This window comes from Curtobacterium citreum, from assembly GCF_006715175.1.
Lineage (GTDB): Bacteria > Actinomycetota > Actinomycetes > Actinomycetales > Microbacteriaceae > Curtobacterium > Curtobacterium citreum.
Genome location: NZ_VFMQ01000001.1, coordinates 238,841 through 261,577 on the forward strand (window position 1 = coordinate 238,841; position 22,737 = coordinate 261,577).

The 22,737-nt window shown below is 71.4% G+C and carries 22 protein-coding genes, 1 tRNA gene and 1 pseudogene; 7 read left to right on the forward strand and 17 right to left on the reverse strand.

Going from position 1 to position 22,737, the window contains the following annotated elements; translation table 11 throughout:
- Positions 1-2: 2 nt before the first annotated feature.
- Positions 3-872: a rhomboid family intramembrane serine protease gene (locus tag FB462_RS01195; RefSeq protein WP_114851292.1), complete on the forward strand. Its 870-nt coding sequence runs from the start codon at positions 3-5 to the stop codon at positions 870-872.
- A gap of 371 nt (positions 873-1,243) precedes the next feature.
- Here the strand turns inward: FB462_RS01195 and FB462_RS01200 are convergent, their stop codons facing one another.
- Positions 1,244-1,498, reverse strand: coding sequence for a cell division protein CrgA (locus tag FB462_RS01200; protein WP_058741043.1), 255 nt, complete (start codon positions 1,496-1,498; stop codon positions 1,244-1,246).
- 82 nt (positions 1,499-1,580) lie between these two features.
- On the opposite strand from FB462_RS01200, the gene FB462_RS01205 reads away from it, so the two are divergent.
- Complete coding sequence (locus tag FB462_RS01205) at positions 1,581-2,225, forward strand: anthranilate synthase component II (protein ID WP_114851291.1); 645 nt, start codon at positions 1,581-1,583, stop codon at positions 2,223-2,225.
- Between the two features lie 299 nt (positions 2,226-2,524).
- Here the strand turns inward: FB462_RS01205 and pknB are convergent, their stop codons facing one another.
- From pknB to FB462_RS01240, 7 genes are all read right to left on the reverse strand, one after another.
- Positions 2,525-4,318: a Stk1 family PASTA domain-containing Ser/Thr kinase gene (pknB, locus tag FB462_RS01210; protein ID WP_258554896.1), complete on the reverse strand. Its 1,794-nt coding sequence runs from the start codon at positions 4,316-4,318 to the stop codon at positions 2,525-2,527.
- 121 nt (positions 4,319-4,439) lie between these two features.
- Positions 4,440-6,194: a protein kinase domain-containing protein gene (locus FB462_RS01215; RefSeq protein WP_141859633.1), complete on the reverse strand. Its 1,755-nt coding sequence runs from the start codon at positions 6,192-6,194 to the stop codon at positions 4,440-4,442.
- On the reverse strand, positions 6,191-7,645 hold the full coding sequence (locus FB462_RS01220; RefSeq protein ID WP_141859635.1) for a peptidoglycan D,D-transpeptidase FtsI family protein: 1,455 nt from the start codon (positions 7,643-7,645) through the stop codon (positions 6,191-6,193). The genes FB462_RS01215 and FB462_RS01220 overlap by 4 nt, the downstream gene beginning before the upstream one ends.
- Entirely contained in the window at positions 7,642-9,078 is a 1,437-nt protein-coding gene (locus FB462_RS01225) for an FtsW/RodA/SpoVE family cell cycle protein (RefSeq protein WP_141859637.1), read from the reverse strand. The genes FB462_RS01220 and FB462_RS01225 overlap by 4 nt, the downstream gene beginning before the upstream one ends.
- Positions 9,075-10,427 carry a Stp1/IreP family PP2C-type Ser/Thr phosphatase gene (locus tag FB462_RS01230; protein ID WP_058741048.1) on the reverse strand — a complete coding sequence of 451 codons (1,353 nt, stop codon included), beginning with the start codon at positions 10,425-10,427 and terminating at the stop codon, positions 9,075-9,077. Before FB462_RS01230 ends, FB462_RS01225 begins: the two co-directional genes overlap by 4 nt.
- Before the next feature lie 7 nt (positions 10,428-10,434).
- Complete coding sequence (locus FB462_RS01235; RefSeq protein WP_141859639.1) at positions 10,435-10,992, reverse strand: FHA domain-containing protein FhaB/FipA; 558 nt, start codon at positions 10,990-10,992, stop codon at positions 10,435-10,437.
- Positions 10,989-11,669 (reverse strand): FhaA domain-containing protein, encoded by a 681-nt coding sequence (locus FB462_RS01240; RefSeq protein WP_114851288.1) that lies wholly within the window; start codon positions 11,667-11,669, stop codon positions 10,989-10,991. The genes FB462_RS01235 and FB462_RS01240 overlap by 4 nt, the downstream gene beginning before the upstream one ends.
- Positions 11,670-11,779: 110 nt before the next feature.
- On the opposite strand from FB462_RS01240, the gene FB462_RS01245 reads away from it, so the two are divergent.
- Positions 11,780-11,866: transfer RNA gene (locus FB462_RS01245), tRNA-Leu, on the forward strand.
- Between the two features lie 226 nt (positions 11,867-12,092).
- Here FB462_RS01245 and FB462_RS01250 read toward each other — a convergent pair.
- Positions 12,093-12,956, reverse strand: coding sequence for a protein kinase family protein (locus FB462_RS01250; protein WP_114851287.1), 864 nt, complete (start codon positions 12,954-12,956; stop codon positions 12,093-12,095).
- An 84-nt stretch (positions 12,957-13,040) separates the two neighbouring features.
- Between FB462_RS01250 and FB462_RS01255 the strand changes: the two genes are divergently transcribed.
- Positions 13,041-13,952 (forward strand): GNAT family N-acetyltransferase, encoded by a 912-nt coding sequence (locus tag FB462_RS01255; RefSeq protein ID WP_141859641.1) that lies wholly within the window; start codon positions 13,041-13,043, stop codon positions 13,950-13,952.
- 114 nt (positions 13,953-14,066) lie between these two features.
- Here the strand turns inward: FB462_RS01255 and FB462_RS01260 are convergent, their stop codons facing one another.
- From FB462_RS01260 to FB462_RS01275, 4 genes are all read right to left on the reverse strand, one after another.
- Entirely contained in the window at positions 14,067-14,759 is a 693-nt protein-coding gene (locus tag FB462_RS01260) for a YdcF family protein (RefSeq protein ID WP_141859643.1), read from the reverse strand.
- Between the two features lie 3 nt (positions 14,760-14,762).
- Complete coding sequence (locus FB462_RS01265) at positions 14,763-15,440, reverse strand: response regulator (RefSeq protein ID WP_114851284.1); 678 nt, start codon at positions 15,438-15,440, stop codon at positions 14,763-14,765.
- Positions 15,437-16,696 carry a sensor histidine kinase gene (locus FB462_RS01270; RefSeq protein ID WP_229666926.1) on the reverse strand — a complete coding sequence of 420 codons (1,260 nt, stop codon included), beginning with the start codon at positions 16,694-16,696 and terminating at the stop codon, positions 15,437-15,439. Before FB462_RS01270 ends, FB462_RS01265 begins: the two co-directional genes overlap by 4 nt.
- Positions 16,697-17,359: 663 nt before the next feature.
- Entirely contained in the window at positions 17,360-18,043 is a 684-nt protein-coding gene (locus FB462_RS01275; RefSeq protein WP_141859645.1) for an SDR family NAD(P)-dependent oxidoreductase, read from the reverse strand.
- A 72-nt stretch (positions 18,044-18,115) separates the two neighbouring features.
- Between FB462_RS01275 and FB462_RS01280 the strand changes: the two are divergent.
- Positions 18,116-18,340 (forward strand): annotated as a pseudogene (locus FB462_RS01280) (manganese catalase family protein); the annotation flags it as partial.
- 85 nt (positions 18,341-18,425) lie between these two features.
- On the opposite strand, the gene FB462_RS01285 reads toward FB462_RS01280, so the two are convergent.
- The 3 genes from FB462_RS01285 to FB462_RS01295 all read right to left on the reverse strand — a co-directional run bounded on the left by FB462_RS01285 (position 18,426) and on the right by FB462_RS01295 (position 19,809).
- On the reverse strand, positions 18,426-18,731 hold the full coding sequence (locus FB462_RS01285; RefSeq protein ID WP_141859647.1) for a hypothetical protein: 306 nt from the start codon (positions 18,729-18,731) through the stop codon (positions 18,426-18,428).
- Positions 18,732-18,750: 19 nt separating this feature from the next.
- Complete coding sequence (locus FB462_RS01290; protein WP_058741058.1) at positions 18,751-19,191, reverse strand: Hsp20/alpha crystallin family protein; 441 nt, start codon at positions 19,189-19,191, stop codon at positions 18,751-18,753.
- 123 nt (positions 19,192-19,314) lie between these two features.
- Positions 19,315-19,809, reverse strand: coding sequence for a MarR family winged helix-turn-helix transcriptional regulator (locus tag FB462_RS01295; RefSeq protein ID WP_141859649.1), 495 nt, complete (start codon positions 19,807-19,809; stop codon positions 19,315-19,317).
- A gap of 63 nt (positions 19,810-19,872) precedes the next feature.
- Between FB462_RS01295 and FB462_RS01300 the strand changes: the two genes are divergently transcribed.
- Together FB462_RS01300 and FB462_RS01305 are read left to right on the forward strand one after the other, a co-directional pair.
- Positions 19,873-20,400 (forward strand): phenolic acid decarboxylase, encoded by a 528-nt coding sequence (locus FB462_RS01300; protein WP_114851281.1) that lies wholly within the window; start codon positions 19,873-19,875, stop codon positions 20,398-20,400.
- A complete protein-coding gene (locus FB462_RS01305) occupies positions 20,400-21,191 on the forward strand; it encodes an alpha/beta hydrolase (protein ID WP_141859651.1) in 792 nt (263 codons plus the stop codon). The genes FB462_RS01300 and FB462_RS01305 overlap by 1 nt, the downstream gene beginning before the upstream one ends.
- 443 nt (positions 21,192-21,634) lie before the next feature.
- Here FB462_RS01305 and mgrA read toward each other — a convergent pair whose 3' ends face one another.
- A complete protein-coding gene (gene mgrA, locus FB462_RS01310; protein WP_141859653.1) occupies positions 21,635-22,678 on the reverse strand; it encodes an L-glyceraldehyde 3-phosphate reductase in 1,044 nt (347 codons plus the stop codon).
- Positions 22,679-22,737: the final 59 nt, after the last annotated feature.

Genomic DNA, 22,737 nt, shown 5'->3' on the forward strand with positions numbered 1-22,737 from the left:
CGGTGACGGACCAGGCCGCGAACCGCGCCGACTACTGCTACCGGCACCCGGACCGGCAGAGCTTCATCCTGTGCCAGCGGTGCGGGCGGACGGTCTGCACCGAGTGCCAGACGCCGGCAGCGGTCGGCGTGCACTGCCCGGAGTGCGTGCGTGAGCAGCGCGCGGCCTACACGGCGAACCGACGTGCGTCGGGGGCGGCGAGCGGCCTGACGGTCGCCCGCCGCCGCTTCGCCATGCTCGACCAGAAGGCCACCGTCGTCATCATCGCGGTGTCGGTGGTCATCTGGCTGCTCGACCAGATCACCGGTCGGTTCTTCACGACGTGGTTCGCGTACTACACGCCCCTCGTCGGCACGCAGCCGTGGCGGATCGTCACAGGGCTGTTCGTCCACTCCTCGATCCTGCACATCGCCTTCAACATGTTCGCGGTGTACATCTTCGGCCGGATCCTCGAGAACCTGCTCGGGACGTGGCGCTTCCTCGCGCTGTACTTCCTCGCGGGCCTCGGCGGCGACGTCGCAGTGTCGTTCCTGACTCCCGGGACGCCGGTGGTCGGGGCGTCCGGCGCGATCTTCGGTCTGTTCGCGGCGTTCTTCATCATCCAGCGCAGCCTCGGGTACAACGCCGTCCAGCTGCTCGTCGTGATGGGGTTGAACCTGCTCGTCGGCTTCCTGCCCGGGACGAACATCTCGTGGCAGGCACACGTCGGTGGAATCGTGATCGGCTTCCTGACCGGGCTCGTGTTCGCGCGGACGCGGAACGTCAAGCAGCGCGGGCTGCAGATCGGCCTGCTCGTCGCCGAGGCGGTCGTCCTGCTCGGCGCCATCGCGGCGGCCTACGTCGCCATCGGCGGGTACGGCCTGCTCCGCTGAGTCGCACCCGTCCGAACCGCCTGACGCCCCGTCGCACCCCCTGGTGCGGCGGGGCGTTCGCCGTACTGACCGTCGCGGAGCGGCTTTTCCACACGACCGGCGCAATTTCTCCACAGCTGTGGACAAGTCGGTGAGTTACACGCGTGTGATTATCCCCACTGTGGAATCAGGTGTGGATAACTCGGGGATCGTGGTGTGGATGTCCGTGTGGAAAGTGTGGAGAACTGTGGAGAAGGGGCTGCTCGATGTGGAGAGCGCGTCCTCGGGCCCGCTCCGCCTGTGGACAGGACGTGGCAAGCCGAGGGCTGGACGAACGACGACGCCCGCCGGACCGTGCAGGGTCCGACGGGCGTCGTGTACGGGTGGGGTGACTAGCGCCAGCGGGTGGTCATCAGGAAGCCGACGAACATGATTCCGAACCCGATGAGGATGTTCCACGAACCAAGGGACGGCACCGGCAGGGTCGTGTTCGAGATGTAGAAGACGATGACCCAGGCGAGCCCGACGAGCATGAACCCGAACATGACGGGCTTGAACCACACGGGGTTGGGCTGGTCCCCCGCCGTGTCGACCGAGTCGGCTCGGGTCCTCCGGGCGGGCTTGGTGCGGTCCTTGTCCTTGGCCATGGCCGGTATCCTACCGTGACCGCGTGTGTGGGAAGACCCTCAGGAGCCCGCGCACATCCTCCACGAGTACGGTGATCCGACCATGACCAAGATCCTCGTCGTCGACAACTACGACAGCTTCGTCTACACGCTGAACGGCTACGTGCAGCAGCTCGGAGCGGAGACCGACGTCGTCCGCAACGACGCCTTCCCGGAGTCCGAGATCGCCGAGCGCATCGCGGACTACGACGGCGTTCTGCTCTCCCCGGGTCCCGGCACCCCCGCGGACGCAGGCGTCTCGATCCCGACCGTCCGGGCGGCGATCGCTGCCGACAAGCCGTTGCTCGGTGTGTGCCTCGGACATCAGGCCATCGCGGAGGCCCTCGGTGCGACGGTGACCCACGCCGAAGAACTCATGCACGGCAAGACCTCGCAGGTCGACCACGACGACAGCATGCTCTTCGCCGGCGTCCCGCACCCGTTCACGGCCACCCGGTACCACTCGCTCGCGATCGTCGACGGCACCGTGCCCGACGAACTCACCGTCACGGCGCGAACCGGTGGCGGCGTCATCATGGGCGTGCAGCACCGCGAGGCCCCCGTGTACGGCGTGCAGTTCCATCCCGAGTCCGTGCTCACCGAAGGCGGCTACCGGATGGTGGGCAACTGGCTCGAGACCACCGGCCTGCACGGGGCTGCCGAGCGGGCTGCCGACCTGACCCCTCTCATCGCGACGCCGCGTGCCTGAGCCGGCCGCGCCAGCGGAGCCGGCCTGACCGAGCGGGACCGGCGGAGCAGCCCAGCCCGCGAGGAGTGCAGACGCCAGGGCCCTGACGCATGCCGGGGCGCTGACGCATGCCGGGGCGCTGACGCCAGCAGGAGTACCGGTATCGACCGGTCCGCTGACGTGGGCCGGAGCAGCAGCGTGAGCCTGCCCGCAGACGTGAGCAGGAACACCAGCGTGGGCCAGCGCGCCGACGCGCCCACGATCCTCCAGACCGGCGAGCCGACACCGCGCCGGACGCGAGCCCAGCGAGGCGCTGCGGTCTAGAGGCCGCTGGAACCCGAGGCCGGTGCGCCCGTGGCGGGCGCGGACGGCTGCTGGGTGGGCTTCTGTGCAGAGGCCGCGCAGTACGTGAGCACGATCGTGCTGCCCTGCGCGACGTCGCCGGCGGGCGCGCTCTGCTGCAGCACCGTGCCGCCGGTGCACGAGTACGCCGGGGCGGGCTGCACCGTCAGACCGAGCTGTGCCAGGGTCGCGTTCGCCGTCTGGAACGGCTGCTGCGTGACGTTCGGCAGCTGGACCTTGCCGTTCGAGACGGTGAGGTTGACGACCGAACCCTTGGCGAGCTGCGTGGCGGACCCGGGGTCAGAGCTCATCACGGTGCCCTCGGGCACGTCGGGCGAGTAGTCGGTGTTGATCGCGCCGACCTGGAGGCCGGCAGCCTCGAGTGCCTGTTGTGCGGCGTCCTGGGTCTGCCCGGCGGTGTCCGGTACCGCAACCTGCTCCGGCCCGAGCGACACCACGACCCGGATGCTCTGGTTGCGCGCAACGTTCGTGCCCGAGCCCGGCTCGGTGCGGATGACGGTGTCCTTCGGGACACTGTCGGAGTTCTCGCCGACCTCGACCGGGCTGAGGTCGCGCTTGTCGAGGTCCGACTTCGCGGAGTCCCACGTCGCGCCGACCACGTTCGGGACGGAGACCGACGACGAGACCGGCGCCTTGCCGGGCTGCAGGTTCGCGACGAAGAAGCCGACGCCGACGATCACGGCGACCGTCAGGATGATGCCGAGCCAGATCCACGCGACCGGGGGACGGTTCTGTGTGCGCTGCGGGCGGTGCTCCGCCGTGTCGTCGTCGAGCTCGCGGAAGGCGACCGCCGGGTTGGAGGTCGTCCGCGGGTTGACGCCGAAGAGCATCGTCGATGCGTCGTTGGCGGCGTTCTGCGCCAGCTTCCGGGTCGATGTCGGGACCTTGCCCTGCGCTGCCTGCTGCAGGTCGGTTCGGAACTCGGCCGCGTTCTGGAAGCGTCGCGTCCGGTCCTTCACCAGGGCGTGCAGGGTCACCGCGTCGAGCGCCGGTGAGACGTCGGCCGAGATCGTCGACGGCGCGACGGGCTGCTCGCTGACGTGCTGGTAGGCGACGGCGACCGGGGAGTCCCCGACGAAGGGCGGGCGGCCGGTGAGGAGCTCGAAGAGCACGACACCGGTGGAGTAGATGTCGGTGCGGGCGTCGACGGTCTCGCCGCGCGCCTGCTCCGGGGAGAAGTACGAGGCGGTCCCGAGGATCGACGTGGTCTGCGCCACCGTGGCCGACGTGTCCGTGATCGCGCGGGCGATCCCGAAGTCCATGACCTTGACCTGGCCGGTGTTCGTGACCATGACGTTCGCGGGCTTGATGTCCCGGTGCACGACGCCCGCGCGGTGCGAGTACTCGAGGGCGGTCAGGATGCCCTCGGTGATGCGGATCGCCTCGTCCGGAGCGATGGGCCCGTCGGCGACGATGTCGGAGAGCGCACGGCCCTCGACGTACTCCATGACGATGTAGGGGACCTGCACCTCGGCGCCGGAGTGCTCGGCGACGGTCTCTTCGCCGGCGTCGTAGACACGGACGATCGTCGGGTGCGCCATGCGTGCGGCCGCCTGGGCTTCCTGTCGGAAGCGGATGCGGAAGGACGGGTCGTTCGCGAGGCTCGGCTTGAGGAGCTTCACCGCGACCTTGCGGCCGAGACGGGTGTCGTTGCCGACGTGCACCGTCGCCATGCCGCCGCGACCGATGACGTCACCGATCTCGTAGCGGTTGGCGAGGAGCGTGATCCCCGCGGTCACACCTTCTGGCACGTACTCCTCCGAATGTCCGTCCGGGACAGTGTACGGCAGCACTTCCTGGCGGGAGGCTGGTGACGGGGACCTCCGGACAACCGTTACGCAACGGTGTCGGAAGCCCCCGTCCGGGTGGCGATCAGCCGTTCGACGAGCCGTTCCCGTTGCCGTTGCCGTTGCCGGTGCCGTTCCCGTTGCCGGTGGGCGTCGGGGAGGGCGTGACCGTCCACGTCGCGGTGGCGGGGTCCGAGTCCTCGGAGGCGGCGAGGCTCCCGCACGTCACGTTGTACGTGAAGGTGACGTCGTCGCCGGCGGCGTCCGCCTGGATCGTGACCGCCGTCGAGCTCGTGTCGCCGGAGGTCGCGCCGGAGGCGTCCTTCCCGCCGGTGACCTTCCACGAGTACTTCGACACCGAGTAGCCGTCCGGGCAGGTCGCGGCGGACCAGCTGAACGTGACCGAGCCGCTGCTCGAGACCGGGCCCGCCGTGGGGGTGTTCGGCTTGTTCGCCGTCGGCGGGGTCGTGTACTGCGTGACCGTGATGGTCGTGCCCTCGACGACGCTGCCGGTCGGCGTCAGGTCGGCGACGGTGTTCGCCTGGTCGGCGGTCGGTGCCGGGCTGCCGTCCTGGACGTCGACGACGAAGCCCAGCCCCTCGAGCGCCGAGCGCACCTGGTCCGTCGGCTGCCCGACGTACTGCGACTTGTCGAGGAACTGGCGCACCTGGGTCGGGCTGGGCGTCGGGGTGTTGCTCGGCTTCGGGGTCGACTGGGTGGCGGTCGCCGACGGCGTCGGGTCCGCGGAGCCGCCGTTGTTCAGCGCGAGGGCTGCGATGACGCCCGCGATCACCAGGACCGCGAGGGCACCGACGAGCCACCAGATCCAGGCGCGCTTCTTCTTCGGTTCCTCGTCCTCGGGCGTCACGGGCGAGCCGGGCGTCCGCGGCGGACCGCTCAGTGAACCGGCCTGGGTGCCGATGAGCGCCGTCGCCTGGTCGTCGCCCTGGCCCTGCGGCGGGTTGAACGCCACCGTACCGGCACCGCCGATCGCGGGCACCGCGACCGTGGCCGCGGCGACGTCCCCGCGGCGCAGCGCCTGTGCCGCACGTGCCAGGTTCGCGGCGGTCGCGGGACGGTCGGCCGGCTTCTTCGCGATGCAGGACAGCACGAGGGCGGCGACGGGCTCCGGCACGTCCGACGGCAGCGCAGGCGGCTGCTCGTTGATGTGCGCCATCGCGATGGCGACCTGCGACTCGCCCGTGAACGGACGGCGACCGGCGAGGGCCTCGTACGCCACGATGCCGAGCGAGTAGACGTCCGTCGAGGGCGACGCGGGGTGACCGCTCGCCTGCTCGGGCGACAGGTACTGGACCGTGCCCATCACCTGGCCGGTCGCGGTGAGCGGGACCTGGTCGGCGATGCGGGCGATGCCGAAGTCGGTGATCTTGACGCGACCGTCCGGCGTGATGAGCAGGTTGCCGGGCTTGATGTCGCGGTGCACGAGCCCGACCGCGTGCGCGGCCTGGAGCGCGTTCGCCGTCTGCGCGACGATGTCGAGCACCTTGTCGACGGGGAGCGTGTGCTCGCGCTCGATCATCGTGGACAGGGCTTCGCCGGGGACGAGCTCCATCACGAGGTAGGCGCTGCCGTCCTCTTCGCCGTAGTCGAAGACGTTCGCGATGCCCTCGTGGTTGACGAGCGCAGCGTGCCGGGCCTCGGCGCGGAAGCGCTCGAGGAAGCCCGGGTCACCGAGGTACTCGTCCTTGAGGATCTTGAGTGCGACGGTCCGCCCGATGACCAGGTCGGTGGCCTGCCAGACCTCGCCCATGCCGCCGATCGCGACGCGGGAGGAGAGCTGGTACCGCCCACCGAAGGTGAGTCCGCTGGTGGGTCTCATTTGTTCAGCACCGCCTCCATGACTTTCTTCGCGACCGGGGCCGCGACCGTGTTGCCGACGCCGGACTGCCCGAGCCCGCCGCCGTTGCCGACGACGACCGCGACGGCCACCTCCGGGTCCTTCGCGGGGGCGAACCCCGTGAACCAGAGCGTGTACGGGCTGCCCGTACCGCCCTCTGCCGTGCCGGTCTTCCCTGCGACGTCGACACCGTCGATCTTGGCATTGGTGCCGGTCCCGGCGTTCACGACGCTCTGCATCGCCTCGGTCAGGTCGGCCGACTCCGAGGCGGACAGCGGGTCGCTGTACTGCTTCGGCGAGAAGGACTCGACGGTCTTGAGGTCGCTCGTCGTGATCGAGTCGACGAGGGACGGCTGCATGACCTTGCCGCCGTTCGCGATCCCGGCGGACACCATCGCCATCTGCAGCGGCGAGACGCGCACGCTGGCCTGGCCGAAGGCGCTCAGCATGAGCTGGGCGGTCGAGTCGACGTCCGGGTACTGGCTCGCGGTCGCCTTCATCGGGACCTCGATCTGGTCGCCGAAGCCGTACTCGTCGGCCATCGACTTGATCTCGTCGTACCCGAGCTTCTGCCCGAGCTCCGCGAACGGGATGTTGCAGGAGTACTGGATGGCCGTCCGCAGCTTGACGGTGTCGCCGCCGCCGCAGGAACCACCCTCGGCGTTGTTGATGTACGTGCTCGTGCCCGGCAGCTGCAGCCGCGACGGGTTCGGGAACTCGGAGTCGAGGTCGTACTTGCCGTCCTTGAGCGCGGCGGAGGCGACGACGAGCTTGAACACCGATCCCGGCGTGTACAGGTCGCCGCCGATGGCGCGGTTCTGCAGCGGCGTCGGGCTCTGCGCCAGCAGCGCGTCGTACTGCTGCTTGACGGCCGCGGTGTCGTGCGAGGTCAGCGCGTTCGGGTCGTAGTCGGGCTTCGACACCATCGCGAGGATCTTGCCGGTCTTCGGCTGGATGGCCACGACCGCGCCGGTGTTCTGCCCGAGGGCGTCGTACGCGGCCTGCTGCACGTCGGGGTCGATCGTCAGGTTGACGTTGTCGCCCTGGACGTCCTGGCCGGTGAGGATCGCGTTGAGGTTCTGGAAGAACGATGCGTCGGAGTTGCCGGACAGGACGGCGTTCTCGGCGCTCTCGATGCCGGCGTTGCCCTGGCCGATCGTGAAGTACCCGGTGACGGCCGAGTAGAGCGCGCCGTTCGTGTACTTGCGCTGGTACTGGTACTGGTCGTCCGACGGGGTCGACTCGGCGATCGGGCTGCCGTTCACGAGGATGGCGCCGCGCTTCGTCGAGTAGCTGTCGAGGATGGTGCGGGAGTTGCGTGCGTCGGCGCGCAGGGAGTCGGACGCGAAGAACTGGATGGACGTCGTCGACACGAAGAGCGCGACGAACATGAGCACGATCACGGTCGAGACGCCGCGGAGCTGTCGGTTCACCGGCTGGCCTCCTTCCCGCGCGCGGCCTTCCCCCGCGGTGCGGGGATCGCACCCTGCTGGACGCGCTGTTCGGCGGGGATGGCGTCGGTCAGTCGCAGCAGCATCGCGGCGATGATCCAGTTGGCGATGAGGGAGGAGCCACCAGCGGCCATGAACGGTGTCGTCAGGCCGGTGACGGGGATGATCCGGGTGATGCCGCCGACGACGACGAACACCTGCAGCGCGATCGTGAAGCCGAAGCCCACACCGAGCAGCTTGCCGAAGTCGTCCTGCGCCATGAACGCGACCCGGAGGCCTCGGGACGCCAGGACGATGAACAGCGCCAGGATCGCGAAGACGCCGATCAGGCCGAGTTCCTCGCCGAGGGACGCGACGATGTAGTCGGCGTTCGCGACCGGGGTGATGTACGGGCGGCCCTGACCGAGCCCGGTGCCCGTGATGCCGCCGTTCGCGAAGCCGAACAGGCCCTGCACGAGCTGGTAGCTGCCCTGCGTCGCGCGGTCGTAGATGGTCTGGTCGAACGGGTCGAGCCACTGCTCGAAGCGGCCGCGCACGTACACGAGCGCCGCCTGCGCCACGATCGCGCCGCCGACGAAGAGCGTCAGACCGATGGCGACCCAGCTGAGCCGGCCGGTGGCGACGTAGATCATCACCAGGAACAGCCCGAAGTAGAGCAGTGCGGTGCCGAGGTCGCGCTGGAAGACGAGGACCGCCATCGCGGCGCCCCACATCACCAGGATCGGACCGAGGTCCCGGGCACGCGGGAAGGTCATGCCGAGGAACTTCCGACCGACGATCGACAGCGAGTCGCGGGCCGTGACGAGGTAGCCGGCGAAGAACAGCGCCATCGTGATCTTCGCGAGCTCGCCCGGCTGGAACGAGAACGGGCCGATGCGGATCCAGACCCGGGCGCCGCCGATGTTCTCGCCGATCCCGGGCAGCATCGGCATGAGCAGCAGGAAGATCGTCAGCGCCATGAAGATGTAGCGGTAGCGCTGCAGGAAGCGGTGGTTCCGGACCACGACGACGGTGATCGTCGCGAGCACCATCGCGAGCATCGTCCAGACGATCTGCTTCACGCCGATCGCGTCCCAGCCGGTCAGGCCGTTGTGGACGTCGATCCGGTAGATCTCGGCGATGCCGATGCCGTTGAGCACGAGCGCGACCGGCAGGACGAACGGGTCGGCGTTCTTCGCGACGACCCGCAGCACGACGTGCATGACGAGCGCGAGCCCGAGGATGCCCGCGCCGACCCAGAGCACGCCGGTGTCGAAGAGCCGACCCTTCGTGCCGAGCTGCACGAGGACCATCGCCCCGGCGCAGATGCCGCAGGCGATGACGAGCAGCACGAGCTCCAGGTTGCGGGCGCGGGCCGGCTCACGCAGCTTGATCGTGATCGCCTGCGTGAAGGACTGGGAGGTCGTGGCGCTCATCCGCCGGACCCCGGGGTCGGGGACGCCGTCGGCGTGGGCGACGCCGTGGACGTCGGCGACGGCGATGCGCCGTCCCCGCCGGTCCCGGCCTGGTCCTGCCCGGTCTCGGCGGCCTTGCGCAGGCGCTCGACGATCTCGCGGGCGTCGTCGAGCGACGTGGCGTTGATCGTCGAGCGGACGTTCTCGCGGGTGTACTCGGGCAGGGAGCGGACCGAGATGTCGCTGTCCTCGTAGACGTCCGACAGCGCGATCGGACCGATCGACTGCTGGACGCCCTTGTAGATCGCGACGGTGCCGCGGTCGCTGCCCACGTAGTAGTGCGCCTGTATGATCCGCCAGCCCAGGAAGACCGCGCCGACGAGGAGCGCGACGGCGGCGACGAGCGCGACCGTCCAGGCGATCCGGCGACGGACACGACGACGGCGGTCCTCGGCGATCAGCTCCGCGAAGTACTGGTCGGACTCGGGCTCGAAGTGCGAGTCCTCCGGCGCGGTGGAGACCTTGAGCGGGTGCAGCAGGATCGTGGGGAGGCGGATCGGCTTGCGGCCGGTCGCCGCCTCGAACGTCAGCGGCGCGGCGGCGGACCCGACGGTCGTGGCGGCGTCGTCGGAGTCGTCGACCTCGGCGTCGGTGACGTCCATCACGACGACCGTCACGTTGTCCGGGGCGCCGTGGTCGAGCGTCTCCTTGACGAGCCGCTGCGTGACCTGGTTCGCGTCCATCGTCGACGCGAGCGCGTGGCGGATGCGCTCCTCGGCGAGGTACGACGACAGGCCGTCGGAGCAGAGCAGCCAGCGGTCGCCCGGCTGGATGTCCATCACGGCCGTGTCGACCTCGGGCGCGGCGTCGACGTCACCGAGCACGCGCATGAGGACCGAGCGGCGCGGGTGCACGGCGGCTTCCTCGGGCGTGATCCGTCCGCTGTCGACGAGTCGCTGGACGAACGTGTGGTCCGAGGTGATCTGCTGCAGCTCCCCGTCGCGCATGCGGTAGATGCGGGAGTCGCCGATGTGCGCGATCGCGATCTGGTCGCCGACCCGGATGAGCGCGGACACCGTGGTGCCCATGCCCGTGAGCTCCTGGTGCTCGAAGACGGTCTCGGTGATGAGCTGGTTCGCCGCGATGAGCGCCGACTGCAGCGCGAACTCGGCGTCGTGCGCCGAGGGGAACTCGCGGTCGACCTCGCGGATGCGCCGGATCGCGATCGCCGAGGCGACGTCGCCGCCGGCGTGCCCGCCCATGCCGTCCGCGACCGCGAACAGGTGGGCGCCGGCGTAGCCGGAGTCCTGGTTGTTGGCGCGGATGCGCCCGACGTGGGACACAGCGGCGCTCAGCGTGCGAGCCGTCATGTCCGGGTTACCGCCGCAGCTCGAACGTCGTCGTCCCGATGGTGATCGGCGTCCGCTCCCCGACGGTGACGGGGGCGGTCACCTTCTGCCCGTCGACGAAGGTGCCGTTCGTGGAGTCGAGGTCGGTGAGGACCCAGCCGGAAGCGCGGAGCTCGAGGCGGGCGTGGTTGGTCGAGGTGTAGTCGTCACGGATCACGACGTTCGACTCGCTCGAGCGCCCGATAGTGATGGGCCCGCCGCCGAGCGGCATCTCCATGCCCTCGCGGGAGCCTTCGGTGATGACGAGTCGCGTGGCCACCCCGGCGGCGGTGGCCTGCGTCGAACCAGGGGACTGGCCGATGAGTTCCGTGAACGCCCCGGCTGATGCAGACGCGGCCGCGGGGGCCGCCGTCGGGATCGCGGGGGTCGTCGGACCGGAGGCGCTGGCCTTCGGATCGGTCGGGATGGTGCGGACGCGCTGGCCGAACAGGTCGCTCCGCAGGGCGAAGACGATCACGAACACGAACAGCCAGAGCACCGCGAGGAAGGCGAAGCGCAGGACGAGCAGGGTCAGCCCCGTGGTCATCGAGCACCTCCGTCGTTCTCGGGGATCACCCGGAACACCATACGGGTACGACCGATCTCGATCGTGGAGTCCGGTTCGACGATCGCCTGCTGGAAGCGTTCGCCGTTCAGCTTCGACCCGTTCGTGGAGCCGAGGTCGTTGGCCTGCGCGTGCTTGCCGTCCCAGACGATCTCGACGTGCTTGCGGCTCGTGCCGGTGTCCGCGACCGTGATGTCGGCATCCGTCCCGCGACCGATGACGGTCCGGCCCCGGTGCAGCTTGTGTCGCTGCGACCCGATGTCGAGGACGGCGACCCAGGCGACGTCCCGCTGCACGGTCGACGAGTCGATCTGCAGGATGCCGGTCGACAGCGTGCCGTCCTGCTGCAGTCGGATGGTCACCGGACCGGAGAACGAGTAGTTCTGCGCGACGGCGTGCTGCTGCACCATCTGGGACAGCTCGTCGATGAGCGGACGCCCGATGTCGTGCATGCGAGTGTGGTCCGGCGGCGCGAGGCGCACCGTGAACTCGTTCGGCACGAGGATGCGCTCCCGCGAGACCACGGCGGCCTTCGTGTCGAGCTCGCGCCGGAGGGCACTGGAGATCTCGACGGGCTGCACGCCGGAGCGGAAGGTCTTCGCGAAGGCGCCGTTCACGGCGCGCTCCAACCCTCGCTCGAAGCTGTCCAGCAGGCCCATGTGTCTCCAGTGTCGTCGGTCAGGGACCCCTGCATGGTAGTGGTTGGCCCCGGTGCGCGTCTGAACGTGGTCATGGAGGCACTCCGCAGCGTGCTAATGTTGCCGGGCTGGCGCGAGTGGCGGAATTGGTAGACGCGCACGGTTCAGGTCCGTGTGCTGGAAACGGCGTGGGGGTTCAAGTCCCCCCTCGCGCACCACGCAGGAGAAGGCCCCCGGAGGAATCCGGGGGCCTTCTCGCATTCTCGGTGACGGCCGGCGCGCAGGTGATCGCGAGCCGGCCACGGGGTGACGGCAGCGACGCGGCGGGCGTACCACGGGCCTCCTGGCCGGCGGTCCGTCTGCGCGCGCGTCCCCCGGACTGGAGGCGCGGATCCCGTCCGTCGCGCCGCGCGCGACCGTTGTCCGGTCACCGTCCGCATCCGCTCACCACCGGTCGTCGGTGAAGGCCGCGAGGGCATCGGCGAGCATGTCGTTTCCCTGTTGCTCGAACCGGCGGTCCCCGACCGCGTGCGCCCACACCGCGGTGCCGATCGCCTCGCGGAGCTGCAGCCAGCGCCAGGCGTCGGCGGTCCGCGGGTCGCCGCCGTAGCCGTCGGTGAACACGCGCTCGAGCGCCGGCTCGTGCCGCCAGTGCTGCACGGCGACGCGCGTGCAGTCGGTCATCGCCGGGCGGAACGCGAACCGGCCGAAGTCGATCGCCCGGAGCCGACCGTCGTCGACGATCCAGTTCCGCGCCTGCCAGTCGCCGTGGGTCGGGACGAGGACCACCGGGCCGACGGGGTGGTGGGCGAGCAGGGTGCGGAGCCGATCGACCCGGTCGGCTGGGATGCCGTGCGGGTGGTCGAGGAGACCCGTCGTCTTCGCACGCTCGCGCTCGAGCCACGTCGCGTCGGGCCGGGACGCCTGGTCGTGGAGTCGCCGAAGGAGCTGCCCGGCCTGCCGGTGCACCGCCGGGTCGTGCTCGTCGGGGGTGCCGAGGGCGAGACGCCCGGGCACCCGCTCGAGCACGAGGACCCGTGCGGTTTCGTCGGCGGCGCGGAGCCGCCCGGCGTCGCCGTGGGCCACGAGGGCGGCCGTCCACCCGCGGTGTGCCTCGAGCTCGCGTGGGAAGTGCGTGTTGTCGGGGCCCGACGCCTTGACCGTCCACTCCGATCCAGCGGCCCGGACGTGCAGCACGACCGTGTCGAGCAGCCCCCACGACTCGTCGGCGACGACCTCGGCGTCGGGCAGCACCCGCCGGACCGCCTCGCGCTGTTCCGGCGTCAGCCGGGTTCGTCCCCACCCCATGTCGGCACGGTAGCCGCTCGGGTCGGCCGCGTCACGAGGGGCAACGATGCCTGTGGACAGACGCATTGGGCGGAGGATGTGTGGATGACGACCACCGCCGACACCGCCCTGCCCGTCCGTCCGGGGGAGCTCCCGACCGCGCGCCCGTCGGACGTCGCGGCCGTGGTCGACCGGGCACGCGACCGCTTCGCGGTGGGGGTGCTCGCCGACACGACCGGGTGGACCGAAGCCGAGCGCACACTCCTGGCCGACCTGGGGTTCCGGGACGACGACCGCGGTGTGGACCTGTGGGCCCTCGACCTGTCCCGGGCCGCGGACGGCACCCCGACGCGCGTCCTCGACAACCCGGCGCTCGCGGCGCTCGACTCCCACCACGCGCGGTTCGCCGAGTGGCGCGGGAGGATCGTCCGGTACCTGCCGGACGTGTCCGTGTGGATCGGCATCCCCGCCCGGGCGACACCGGACGACTGGGAGGACGTCCGGGTGCTCGCCGGCTCGGGTGCCGTGGTGCGGGTCGGACTGGATGACGTCACGCCGGCGGGGTGGCTGCCCGTCGAGAGCGCCGGCGGCGTGCAGCTCACGGGGGAGTCGGTGGCAGGAGAACCCGACGACGAGGCCGTCGTGCTGACGCCGGACGACGTGCCGGAGATGACCGCCCTGGTCGAGCGGACGAAGCCCGGACCGTTCCTGCCGCGGACGATCGAGCTCGGGACCTACCTGGGCATCCGTCGCGGCGGGCGGCTCGTCGCGATGGCCGGTGAGCGGCTGCACCCGCCGGGGTGGACCGAGATCAGCGCCGTCTGCACGGACCCCGAGCACCGCGGGCAGGGGTTCGGTCGACGGCTGGTGCTCGCGGTGGCGCACGGCATACGGGCCCGAGGTGAGGTGCCGCTCATGCACGCGGCCGCGGGCAACACCGGGGCGATCGGCCTGTACGAGCACCTCGGCTTCCGGCAGCGGGAGCGCGGCGCCCTGCGGTTCGTGCAGGTCCCCTGACCGGCGCCGACCCGTCGTCGGCGCGTCCCCGACCCGTTCCCGACCGTCAGCGGACGCCGACGAGCTGCCCGGTGACGACGGCCGCTGCGACCACGACGAACGGTCCGAGGGCGATCAGGCTGACCCAACGGTGCTCGACGAGCAACGCGACGAACTCGCGCAGGATCGCGCTCGGGACGGAGTACCGGGCGGTCCGGGAACCGACGACCTGCGCGTCCGCGCCGAGCTGCGGGCCAACGAGGCCGTCCGCAGCACGTGGTAGTCGCTCGTGACGAGCAGGACCGGCCCCGACCGACCGTGGTCGCGGAGGAGCTCGGTCGATCGCTCGATGTTCTCGCGGGTGGTCGTCGAGCGGTCCTCTGCCAGGACGTCCTGCTCCGGGACGCCCTGCTCGAGCAGGTACTCCCGCATCGCCGACGCCTCGGACCGGACCTCGTCGGACCCCTGCCCGCCGGACGGCACGAGGAGCGGACGGTTCCCCCGGTCGCGCTCACCGCGGTACACCCGGAGCGCACGGTCGAGCCGGCCGCGCAGCAGCGGGGTGACCGTGTCGTCCCGCCGCAGTCCGGCGCCGTGCACGACGACGGCGGTCGGGGACAGGCCGTGCCGCATCCGGCCGTAGACCACCGAGTAGACCGCGAACGACACGAAGGCGGCGCTGGCGGACGCCGACACGAGACCGAGGAGTGCGGCGACGGACAGCCCGACGAGTCCGAACCACACGACGAGCAGGACTGCGGCCACCGGCAGGGCGAAGACCGCGATGCCGGCGAGCAGCGAGAGCTGGTTGCCGAGGCTGCGCGACATCGGTCAGGGCTCGCGTGCCCCGGCGAGCCCGTGGTCGTGCGCGTACACGACGAGCTGCACACGGTCGCGCAGGGCGAGCTTGCCGAGGATGCTCGAGATCTGCGTCTTCACGGTGGACTCGGTCACGAACTCCTTCGCGGCGATCTCGGCGTTCGACAGCCCGCGGGACGCCCACCCGAACACGATCCGCTCCCGGTCCGTCAGGGTCTGGAACGCCGGCGGCTGCGGTGCCGGGGCGCGCTCGACGTCGGCGCCGAACAGCTGCGTCAGGTCGTTCGGTGCGATGACCGAGCTGCCCTCGTGCACGGCGCGGACGGCGGCGAACAGGAAGGGCGGGGTGGTGTCCTTGAGCAGGAACCCGCTCGCGCCGAGGCGGATCGCGGTCGCCGCTGCGGGGTCGAGGCCGAACGTGGTGAGCACGATCACCCGGGGGAGCGGCGCACCGACCGGCCCGTCGTCCGCGAACAGCCGCCGGACCGTCTCGACGCCGTCGACCCCGGCCATCCGCATGTCGAGCAGCACGACGTCGGGACGCAGCTCGGGGATCGCGGCGAGGGCCTCGGCGCCGTCGGAGGCCTCGCCGACGACGACCATGTCCTCCTGGGCGTCGAGCACCACCCGGAGCCCGGCGCGGAACAGTGCCTGGTCGTCGGTGAGCAGGATGCGGATCGGGTCGGTCATCGGTTCGTCCCCCCTCGGACGTCGAACGGGATGCGTGCTCGTGCGGTGAACACGTCGTCGAGCACGGCGGCGTCGAACGAGCCGCCGATCGTGGTGAGTCGGGTCTGCATGCCGGTGAGCCCCCGGCCCGAGCCCCGCGGGTGCGCTGCGAGCTCGTCGATCCCCAGGCCGTCGCCGACGGGCAGGGCGGCTCGGGGCACGGCGTTCTCGACCTCGAGCACGAGGTCGGCGGAGCGCCAGGTCTCCCGGACCTCGACGGCGCCGCCGGGGACCCCGTGCCGGAGCGCGTTCGTCAGCATCTCCTGCAGCACCCGTCTGGCAGCGGTCCCGTGCACGGCCCCGAGTGGTCGGGCGGTCCCGCGGACGGCGTGCTCGACGTCGACGCCGGCGTCCCGGATGCCCCGGACGATCTCCTCGAACGAGGTCGGGTCGGCGGTGGCGTCGGAGCCGTCGATGTGCCCGAGGACCTGACGCACCTCGGTCAGGGAGCTCCGGGCGGTGCTCGCGATCGTGGCGCTGACCTCGCGGATGCGGGCCTCGTCGTCGAGGAACGGCACCGAGTCGGCCTGGGCGATGATCACCGCGAGGGAGTGGCCGACGACGTCGTGGACGTCGCGGGCGATGTCGGCGCGGATGCGCTCGGCCTCGGCCTCGTCGACCGCGCGCGTGGCGACGGCCTCGGCGCGGTTCGCCACCGCCTCGGCGCGGGTCGCGGCGGCCTCGGCGTCGGCGCGACGGACGGACTCGGCGTTCTGCGACCGGACGGCCCGGGTCGCGAGTCCGGATGCCCAGACCGCGACGAGCGCGAGGGTCGGAGCGGCGAGCACGAGGACCGCCTGGTCCGCGGGCCCGCTGTTCAGCAGGAGCGCGTAGCGGTAACCGGTCCTGGAGAGGTACATCGCGGCGGTCGCTCCGGCCACCACCGCGAGCAGACCGGCGAGGACGACCTCGAGCCGCGTGCCGACGATCGCGACGCTGCCGATCACGACGAACAGGGCGAGGTCCACGAGGGAGGGGCGCTCGCCGCCGAGCACCTGCACCACCCCGAGGGCGACCGCGGCGAGCATCGCGCCGGACGGCGAGAACCGTCGGACGGCGATCGCGGCGGTGGCGGTCGCGACGGCGGGCAGGCTCGCGTGCTCGAGTTCGAGGTCGATCGGGGCGAGGAACACCAGCGCCGCCAGGAGCGCCCAGGTGACGTCGGCGACGACACTGCGGAGGGGCAGCGGTCTGGTGAACCCGCGCCCGTCCCTCACGGGTCGATCATCGCACGACGGCCGGGCGCGGCGGCCGTCACGGGACGGGCGACATCGCCACGAGGGCGGCGGCGGTGACCGCGACGATGGCGGCGCAGGTCACGAGGGTGGCGATCACGTGCTTGGTCGAGCTCTCCATGGCACCCAGGTTCCCGTGGTGGATGCCCCTCCGGCATCGTGCGGAGGGACGAACGGCCTCGTCCGCGAGGACGAAGCGCGCACCGGTCGAGGACCGTGTCGACTGCTCGGAACGTCCGGCCGGCACGAGGACCGTGGCATCATCGCGACGTGACGACCGGTGCATCCTCCGAGGTCGGTTCGCGCGTGCTTCGCCGCCGCCTCCGGGAGACGAGTTGCCCGACGTGCGGGCATCCGTGGGAGGAGCACCCGGGTGCTCCGACGTCGACGAGCGCGGTCTGCGACGAGTGCGTGTTCGACCGCGACCACGGGCAGGCCGAACCCGGGGCGACGCTGTGCCGTGCTGTCGTCCCTGCGGAGCTGTTCCGACGTGCGCAGCCGGAGCCGATCCGCCCCAGGACCTGGCGGGACCGCTTCATGCGGGTCGCCGCTCGAGTGGTCGAGGCTGTCCTGGACGCGTGGCCGTGACGGACGGGAGGCGCGTGGTCGCGCGACCACGTGCCTCCCGTCCGTCCCGTGGTCCGTCTAGATGGTGAGCTGCCCGCGCACGCGGTGCGCGATCGACACGGACTCACCGCTCACCGCAGACCGCGGTGAGGCGAGGAACGCGACCAGGTCCGCGATCTGCTGCGGGCTCGACTCCCCGCCGGCCCCCTGCCGCACCTCGGCGGCGGGCTCGTCCGTCACCGTGCCGGGGTTCACGACGTTCACCGCGACGCCGGATCCCGCGACCTGGTCGGCGAGGTTCTTCGCGATGATGCTCGTCGCCGCGTTCCGCAGCGAGGTCGTGATGTTCCCCGCGAGGTAGGCGTTCTGCCCGCTGATGACGACGACGCGGCCGGAGCCGGCGCGCTGCTGGTGGGGGAGCACGGCGTTCGCCACCCGGAGGAACCCGAGCGCCTTGCCGTCGATTGCAGCTGCGACCTGCTCCGGGTCCGACGCCTTCTCGGGGTCGAGGGTGCCGGCGGCGGGCGCTGCCGTGACGACGAGCACGTCGATGCGGCCGTGCTGTTCGAGCACGCGGGCGACCCCCGCGTCGATGGAGTCCTGCGACGCGGTGTCGATCGTGACGGCGCCCGGGCCGTCGGCGCTGCGGGAGGCGACGACGACGGTCGCGCCCTCGCGGCGGAGGGTCTCCGCGACGACGGCGCCGATGTAGCCCTGGCCGCCGACGACGAGCGCGACACGGCCGGTGAGTTCGAGGTCCATGACGGCCACGGTAGGCCGCACTGCCGACGCCGTCCGCGCGATCCGGCCACCGCCCCCGCGCGATCCAGCCTCCAGTACCTCAACTTCTCCGACGGCGCCGCGGCCGCGGACGGGCCCTGGGCGAGCGGCCCCTCGTTCGACGGCAAGGGCGAGTACTCGTACCACGACGGCCCGACGTCCTCTTTACCGATGCCGCCGCCGACGCACCCCGACGTGCGGTTCTCCGGCACGACCGAGCTGCCGAACGTGGTCGAGAAGACCGCGGGGCTCGTGCAGGACACGCTCCACGAGGAGTGATCCTCACGCCGGTCGCGGGGCGCGACCGGCAGACGGACGGGAGGCGCGGTGCCGGCTGGCACCGCGCCTCCCGTCCGTCATCCACTCAGCCCGGCAGGGTGGTGATGCTCGTCGTGTCGTCCTCGTGTTCCCGCGGCGGGCGGGTGAGGCCGGTGTACGCGCGAGCTGCCGCCCACCCGGCGACGACCGCGACCGTCCCTGCTGCGGCGGCGATCCACGGGAGCAGCCAGGAGCCGGTCCAGGCCTGCGGGGCGAGGAGCCACGCGAGGAAGCTCCCGACGGTGCCGCCGGTGGCTCCGAGGAGTGCCGCGGTGCGACGGTCGAGGGCCGTCGCGGTGAGGGCTGCCGTCAGGACGCCGACGGCGAGGAGCGCGTTGCCGAGTGCTGCCATCGCTGCCGTGCCCTCCCGGTCACTCGCCCCTCGAGCCGACGGCGAGCTGCTGGGCGCCGCCTCCGGTCGACACCTGGATCTTACGGGGCTTCGCGGACTCCTTGACCGGGATGGTCACGCTCAGGACGCCGTTGTCGTAGGCGGCGCTGATGCGCTCGGCGTCCAGGTGGTCACCGAGCGTGAGCTGCCGCACGAAGGTGCCGGGCTGGCGCTCGCGCGTGATCCACTGCGAGCCCTCGGGCGCGCCGAGCGTGCGCTCGGCGCGGATGGTCAGGACGGAACCGTCCACGTCCACGTCCACCGAGCCCGGGTCGATGCCCGGCAGGTCGACGTCGAGGACGTAGTGGTCACCGCTGCGGTAGAGGTCCATGGGCATCGACCGGGGTGCACCGGCGCCGGCTCCGAGCAGGGAGCCTGCGAGTCGGTCGAGCTCGCGGAACGGGTCGAACTGCATCGTCATCGAGATCAACTCCTTCGTGGTCCTCGTTGAGTCCCCTCGACTCAACTGGCGTCCGTTTTAGCACTCTTGCCTCAGGAGTGCCAAAGGATCGCTTCGAGGTTGCTGAGGGTCGCGCGGTGCCGGTCAGGGCGCCGGCGGCGGGGTGATCCCGCGGTGCAGGCGCTCGAGCGCGGGGAGTGCCGCGGCGAGGGCGTGCACGTCCTCCGCGGACAGGTGCCCGAGGGCGTCGACGAGCACCGAGGTCGCCGCGTCGTCGTACGTGCGGAGGCGGTCGACCGCGAGCGGGGTCAGGTGCACGGTGGTGCGGCGACCGTCGCCCCCGACCAGTCGACGCTCGACGAGTCCGGACTGCTCCATCGCGGACACGAGGTTGCTCACCGTCGATCGGGCGAGGCCGAGGCGGGTCGCGAGGGCCGAGGGGGCGGCACCCGGAGCGTCCGCGCCCGGAGCTGCAGCGGCTCCGGCAGCCAGGGCGCGGAGCACCTCGACCTGCGCGTCCGGGATGTCGGGCAGGTCCGCCACGGCGCGGGAGGTCCGCAGCAGGGTCCGGCGGAACGGACCGATCCGGTCGCTCAGTCGTCGGGCGATCCGAGCGGTCTCGTCGCCTGTACCCGTCATGCTCGGCAACCTACCAGCAAGTTTTGTTTGCAACAAAACTACTTCAGGAGCACACTCGAGGACATGGACACCACCACCTCGGTCGAGCACCCGGAACCGCCCCAGGACCTCTCCGGCATCGTCGGACACCGGTTCATCTACACGTACGCCAACGGCTGGCAGTACGAGATGTACGTCAAGAACGCCACGACCATCGACTACCGGATCCACACCGGGCACGTCGGCGGCCGGTGGGTGAAGGACCAGACGGTCGACCTCGTCGCCCTCGCGCCGGGCGTCTACAAGGTCTCGTGGAACGAGCCCACCGGCACGAGCGTCGTCGTCAACGTGCTGCCCGAGCAGCGCGTGCTGCACGGCACGATCTTCTTCCCGCGCTGGATCGAGCTCGACGGCTCGAAGACCGTGCTGTTCCAGAACGACCACCTGGACGAGATGCAGCGCTACCGCGACGAGGGCCCCACGTACCCGATCTACGTCGTGCCGGAGTTCGCCCACATCACCCGGTTCGAGCACGTCGGCGAGGACGACGAGACCGTCGTCGACACCGCTCCCGGCGACCTGCCGGCCGGCTGGGCGGACCGGACGAACTGATGGGCGCCGTGCCGCTGCACGGGACGGACCCCCGCACCACCCCGACGACCCTGGAGCACCGTGGTCGCACGATCCGCGGCTGGCAGTGGGAACCGCAGGACGGCGCCGCCCCGGACGCCCCCGTCGTGCTCCTCGTGCACGGGTTCAGCGACAGTGCCCTCGGCGGGCACCAGCTGTTCGTGCAGACCGCCCGACACCTCGTCGCCCGCGGCGCCCTCGTCCGGAGCCACGACCGGCTCGGCCAGGGTGCCAGCGACGGCGAGTTCGCGGACATCACCCTCCGCGACGAGGTGGAACAGGTCGTCGCGATGATCCGCGCCGCGGACCGGGGGCAGGGCGTGCACGTCGTGGCGCACAGCCTGGGCGCCGTGGAGTCGGCGCTCGCCGCAGCCCGGGTGCCGGAGGCCGTCCGGACCCTGACCCTGTGGTCACCAGCCGGCGTCGTGGTCGACGACATCACCGTGCACGACGCGATCCAGGGGCAGCCCCTCGCCCCGGCGCGCGAGCAGGGGTGGTTCGACTTCGGCGGGATGGTGCTCGGGACGGCGTTCATCGCGGACGTCCAGGACGGGCTCGACGTCTACGGCCCGGCCGCCGGGTACACCGGCCCGGCCGACGTCGTGCACGGCACCGAGGACGCGATCGTCCCGGTGTCGTACGGCCGCCGCTACGCCGAGCTCCTGCCCGGGGCGACGCTCACGGTCGTCGACGGCGCGGACCACGGCTGGTCGGCGGTACCGTTCCGGCAGCGGCTCCTGGCGCTGCTCGACGAGCGCCTCGGCCTGGCCTGACGCCCCCCGCGGCCCTCTGACTCAGGTGACCGGAGCGGCCCGTACCCGATCGGGTACGGGCCGCCGTGCCTACTGGCCCTTCCGCCACAGGTCGTGCAGGAGCCGGACCAGGGTCACGAGCAAGCTCGCGATCCCCAGCCACGGCACCTGACGCCTGCGGTCGGGCTCGGTGTCCTTCGGCATCGAGACCACCTTCCGTGTCAGCGCCGGCGGACACGAGGAGCGGAAGCGGCCGAGGGCTGCACACGCGGGCGGACCTGCGTATGCTGGTCCCGAGCAAGTGAACTCGGGGGCGATCGTGCGCCCTCGGCCTTCCACTCGGAGGGCAACCCGGAGCCCATCACCGTTGCCGCGGTGGTGGGCTTCAGTCTTGCCCGCAGGACGACCCGGCGAACCGCCCCACTGATGTGTAGCGTACCGGGCTGCTGCGCCCGGGCGAGCGGTCAGCTCACCTGGCCCGAGCGGGCGCCCGACCACAGGTCGACGTCGAGCACACCGACGGAGTGCTCGTCGATCGCCGCAAGCTCGTCCGCGGTGAACGACAGGTTGCCGAGCGCCGCCACGTTCTGCTCGAGCTGCTCGACGCGGGAGGCGCCGATCACGAGCGAGGTCACCCGTTCGTCGCGGAGCGCCCACGCCAGGGCGAGCTGCGCCAGGCTCTGCCCGCGGGCCTCGGCGATGCCGTTCAGCGCGCGCAGGTGCTCGACGACCTCCGGGGTCAGGGAGCCTGCGTCGAGGGACTTGCCCGCCGCGGCGCGCGAGTCCTCGGGGACGCCGTCCAGGTAGCGCCCGGTGAGCAGACCCTGGGCGAGTGCGGTGAACCCGATCACGCCGAAGCCCACGTCGCCGGCGGCGTCGAGCAGGCCCTCGTCCTCGATCCAGCGGTTGAGCATCGAGTACGAGGGCTGGTGGATGAGGAGCGGCGTCCCGAGGTCACGGAGGATCTCGGCAGCCTGGCGGGAGCGCTCGGCGTCGTACGACGAGATGCCGACGTACAGCGCCTTGCCCTGCTGGACCGCGGTGTGCAGGGCGCCCATCGTCTCCTCGAGCGGGGTCGAGGCGTCGAGGCGGTGCGAGTAGAAGACGTCGACGTAGTCCAGGCCCATCCGCTGCAGCGACTGGTCGAGCGAGGCGAGCACGTACTTCCGCGACCCGCCGCCCTGGCCGTAGGGGCCTGGCCACATGTCCCAGCCCGCCTTGGTCGAGATGACCATCTCGTCGCGGTAGGGGCGGAAGTCCTCGCGCATGAGCCGGCCGAAGTTCAGCTCGGCGGCGCCGTAGGGCGGGCCGTAGTTGTTCGCGAGGTCGTGGTGCGTGATGCCGAGGTCGAACGCCCGGCGGCTGATGGCCCGCTGCGTCTCGAACGGCTTGTCGTCGCCGAAGTTGTGCCAGTAGCCCAGCGAGAGCAGTGGCAGGTCGAGGCCGGAGCGGCCCGTCCGGCGGTAGGGCATGGAGTCGTAGCGGTCGTCCGCGGCGATGTAGGACATGGGTCCCATCCTGGCCCGACGTGCGCGGATGCGGCCCGACGTGCCGGACGCGGCCCGGT

What these genes read in the sequence shown, in the direction of transcription:
- FB462_RS01290 (WP_058741058.1), bottom strand. Translation starts at nt 19,191, where the DNA reads ATGACGATGCAGTTCGACCCGTTCCGCGAGCTCGACCGACTCGCAGGC.
- FB462_RS01205 (WP_114851291.1), top strand. Translation starts at nt 1,581, where the DNA reads ATGACCAAGATCCTCGTCGTCGACAACTACGACAGCTTCGTCTACACG.
- FB462_RS01255 (WP_141859641.1), top strand. Translation starts at nt 13,041, where the DNA reads ATGACGACCACCGCCGACACCGCCCTGCCCGTCCGTCCGGGGGAGCTC.
- FB462_RS01300 (WP_114851281.1), top strand. Translation starts at nt 19,873, where the DNA reads ATGGACACCACCACCTCGGTCGAGCACCCGGAACCGCCCCAGGACCTC.
- FB462_RS01235 (WP_141859639.1), bottom strand. Translation starts at nt 10,992, where the DNA reads ATGACCACGGGGCTGACCCTGCTCGTCCTGCGCTTCGCCTTCCTCGCG.
- FB462_RS01250 (WP_114851287.1), bottom strand. Translation starts at nt 12,956, where the DNA reads ATGGGGTGGGGACGAACCCGGCTGACGCCGGAACAGCGCGAGGCGGTC.
- mgrA (WP_141859653.1), bottom strand. Translation starts at nt 22,678, where the DNA reads ATGTCCTACATCGCCGCGGACGACCGCTACGACTCCATGCCCTACCGC.
- FB462_RS01215 (WP_141859633.1), bottom strand. Translation starts at nt 6,194, where the DNA reads ATGAGACCCACCAGCGGACTCACCTTCGGTGGGCGGTACCAGCTCTCC.
- FB462_RS01225 (WP_141859637.1), bottom strand. Translation starts at nt 9,078, where the DNA reads ATGAGCGCCACGACCTCCCAGTCCTTCACGCAGGCGATCACGATCAAG.
- FB462_RS01285 (WP_141859647.1), bottom strand. Translation starts at nt 18,731, where the DNA reads ATGGCAGCACTCGGCAACGCGCTCCTCGCCGTCGGCGTCCTGACGGCA.
- FB462_RS01295 (WP_141859649.1), bottom strand. Translation starts at nt 19,809, where the DNA reads ATGACGGGTACAGGCGACGAGACCGCTCGGATCGCCCGACGACTGAGC.
- FB462_RS01275 (WP_141859645.1), bottom strand. Translation starts at nt 18,043, where the DNA reads ATGGACCTCGAACTCACCGGCCGTGTCGCGCTCGTCGTCGGCGGCCAG.
- FB462_RS01265 (WP_114851284.1), bottom strand. Translation starts at nt 15,440, where the DNA reads ATGACCGACCCGATCCGCATCCTGCTCACCGACGACCAGGCACTGTTC.
- FB462_RS01200 (WP_058741043.1), bottom strand. Translation starts at nt 1,498, where the DNA reads ATGGCCAAGGACAAGGACCGCACCAAGCCCGCCCGGAGGACCCGAGCC.
- FB462_RS01240 (WP_114851288.1), bottom strand. Translation starts at nt 11,669, where the DNA reads ATGGGCCTGCTGGACAGCTTCGAGCGAGGGTTGGAGCGCGCCGTGAAC.
- FB462_RS01305 (WP_141859651.1), top strand. Translation starts at nt 20,400, where the DNA reads ATGGGCGCCGTGCCGCTGCACGGGACGGACCCCCGCACCACCCCGACG.
- FB462_RS01260 (WP_141859643.1), bottom strand. Translation starts at nt 14,759, where the DNA reads ATGTCGCGCAGCCTCGGCAACCAGCTCTCGCTGCTCGCCGGCATCGCG.
- FB462_RS01230 (WP_058741048.1), bottom strand. Translation starts at nt 10,427, where the DNA reads ATGACGGCTCGCACGCTGAGCGCCGCTGTGTCCCACGTCGGGCGCATC.